General features: G+C 55.6%; 3 protein-coding genes. 2 read left to right on the top strand and 1 reads right to left on the bottom strand.

The features are described 5' to 3' along the window. Positions 1 to 1,241 (top strand): hypothetical protein (locus H8Q75_RS06305; protein ID WP_297040930.1); only part of this gene is annotated, 1,241 nt, incomplete at its 5' end. A gap of 107 nt (positions 1,242 to 1,348) precedes the next feature. Here the strand turns inward: H8Q75_RS06305 and H8Q75_RS06300 are convergent. Further along, the gene (locus tag H8Q75_RS06300; protein WP_297040929.1) at positions 1,349 to 2,527 is read right to left on the bottom strand and encodes a DNA double-strand break repair nuclease NurA; all 1,179 of its coding nucleotides are present in this window, start codon (positions 2,525 to 2,527) and stop codon (positions 1,349 to 1,351) included. Positions 2,528 to 2,642: 115 nt separating this feature from the next. Here H8Q75_RS06300 and H8Q75_RS06295 point away from each other — a divergent pair. Further along, the coding region (locus H8Q75_RS06295; RefSeq protein WP_297040931.1) for a hypothetical protein at positions 2,643 to 2,720 on the top strand (78 nt) is incomplete at its 3' end.

Here is a 2,720-nt window from a genome sequence, read left to right as displayed (position 1 = left end):
CCCCATCCCCTCAACCCGACTCCCCACCGCGCGTTTCTGTGGCTGACTACGATCGCTACCACGAAGTGATTGAGCGCACCCGCAGCATGATCCACAACCCAGAGGCGCAGCGCCTTGCCCAGCAGTATGGCTTGAATATTCTTGACATCACCTGGGAAGACACGGCTCGCTACCACAACTCTGCTGTGGGTCCCAATATCAGCGATATGACAATTCAAATCCAGCAGTACAACCCACGCACCAAGGGGTATGAACTGAGTCTGATGCCAGTGATTCGCTTTCCCAACTTTAGCGATCGCACGGCCGATATTCCCCTCGAACGCTTCTTTATCTTTGTGGGCAATGAAAAGGGCCAGTCGCTCCAGCGGGTCAACCTCAAGGAATTCCTCGGTAACTTCCGCAACTATCTCCACAACCCGCGCTCGTGGGCGGGGAATGGGCGCTCCCTTTTGGCGGATCGCGATAGCCATGTGCTGGTGAGTGCCCAAGCCTGTTTCCTACCGATTCCACCCCAAGGGGAAGCCACCTTTAACCCCGTCCTCTTTAACTACCAGAGCTACGAAAAAAATCCAGCGGTTTTAGCAATTCTCGTCACCCGCCAAGGTACCAGTGCCACTGTCATTGACAATCAGCGGGATGCCTTTGCAGCCGGCCAAACCTGGGGACAGCGGTTATTTTTCAACAAGAATGGCGAACGGGCAAGTCTGGTGGGACAACGCGCCAGTGATTTTGGCGTCAGCAGCGGCGGTAGGGAAATGACCTCTGCCCAAGCGGAAGCCGCGGGGATGAATATGGTGATGCTGATCCAAGTGCCTCTGAAGCAACCCCCGTGGCCACGACCGGCGATGCCCTTTTTCCCGATGGCCGCCCCCACTTTGATGAAAGCCGCACCCAGCGCTGGTCGCTCCAATGTAGAGGCGGCAGTAATTAGCTATGGCGCGGTGGAAGGCCCCTTCACTGAAATTGATAACCTGCCCATCGAGCGAGATCCCCGCTTCCCAATCCGTGTGACGGTGCAATTCTATAAGGCGACCGACAATGGCGTTGTCTCTGCTAAGGATATGCGCCACATCAAGGATCAAATTGCCAAGGTCTATAGCAATGCCGATTATGTCGGTAGCCTCGTCATCGATGGTGATACGGGTCGCCCCACGGAATACACAGGCAGCAAGCAGGAACCCCGCGGCTGGTGGGAAGACTTCTGGCAACGCCACCAACAAAACTACGGGTCAGACCCGTGAGGAAGCCCTAGAAATGTTCCGGCATTGCGGGGCAAAGACTGGCTGTTAAGGTCACAATGGGAATTGGAACAAGCACTAAAGGCGCTGCACCATTCACCCCCATAAAGCTAGCGCCGCTGCTGCTTACTCACCCATTTGCGGCTAAAGCGCAGTTCTATGCCTACGCCCTCTGCCCAGACTTGTAGTTGCTTGAGGAACGCCTGGCGATCGCTCCCCTGGAGAACGGCCACTTGATCGGCAACCTCAAGGGCATAGGGATAGCCCTGACCCGTAATCAGTTCGCCACAGAGCCAGCGAATCACCGCCTCCAGTAGTCCTGCTTCGTAGATCCACAGGGGGAGTTCAACACGTACCGGATAGCCTTGATGGGCCTTGAGGTAGCAAAAGCCAATACCCCTGGTCCAAGCCCCATAATTTTCAAGGATACCGCCGCGATCGCAGATAAACAGAGGGGAGCGATCGCCCCACTGGGTCAAAACAGTGTTCAAGAGTTGGGCATCGCAGAGGTGCGGGCTAGGGGCGAGGCGATCCAGATGTCCCAAAAGGGTCACTAAATCCCGGGCTTGGGAGCTATCAATGTAGGCCAGCAGTGGAATCCGTTGCTCCCAACTAGCCTCTAGGGTCTGGCAGAGAGCTGCCACATATCGCCCCTGCCATTGGGGGGTATAGGACTCCGCAAACGTGGCCACAAAAGAGCCATCAAACAGTAGCAACGCGGGTGCGGTTACCTCGGCCATGCGCTCCCGTAGCGTTTTTAATTCCAGTTCAAAACGGCGCAGGTGAATGTAGCGCTCGTGGAGGCGGTATGTTTGGGGTTGAGCCAGTTCTGTCTCTGCTTGGCGCAGTTCCGCTGGTGTGATCAGTTCAAGGGCAATTTCCTTGGCGTAGGGGCGATCGCGCCGATGGTGATTGAGGAACCAGCCCGCCTGTACCACACCCACGGGCAAAAATAGCTCCTCACTGGGAACCATCTGGGAGCCATCCACCGCAACAGTGGTGACCTCCATGAGTTGGGCCATTGCCCACCCCTGTGCTGCCTGCCGATGGGGCCACTGTACCCCCAAGGGAATGCACCACCCCTGATTCCAAGGTTCAATGGGACGTGCCCCCCAATGGGTAATCTGCGGATCAATGGCAGCGGTAACCTTAGGAATCGTTTGTTGCTGCCATCTCCCTAGGGCCTCTTGATAGGCCTGTCGCACCTCAGCAAAGGCAGTGTCATACCTGAGAAATTCATCCTTTTTATCATTCAGTTGCTGCAGCAGTTGGGAAAGGGGTAACACCATAACTGGGAAAGACTCAAGAAACGCCTGTTGCTATTCTCATCGGAATAGGTATGGGTTTGCCTTGTGTCCCCTCCTGCGGTAGATATTAAGGTGTCCACTGACCCTCCCAAAAATTGTGAAGGCACTCAATCTCCTTGGCTCCACCGGCTCCATTGGTACGCAAACCCTTGACATTGTTGCCCAATATCCCGAT

The sequence above is a fragment of the Thermosynechococcus sp. OHK43 genome (assembly GCF_014466085.1).
Taxonomy (GTDB): domain Bacteria; phylum Cyanobacteriota; class Cyanobacteriia; order Thermosynechococcales; family Thermosynechococcaceae; genus Thermosynechococcus.
This window is presented reverse-complemented; position numbering and strand designations above follow the sequence as displayed.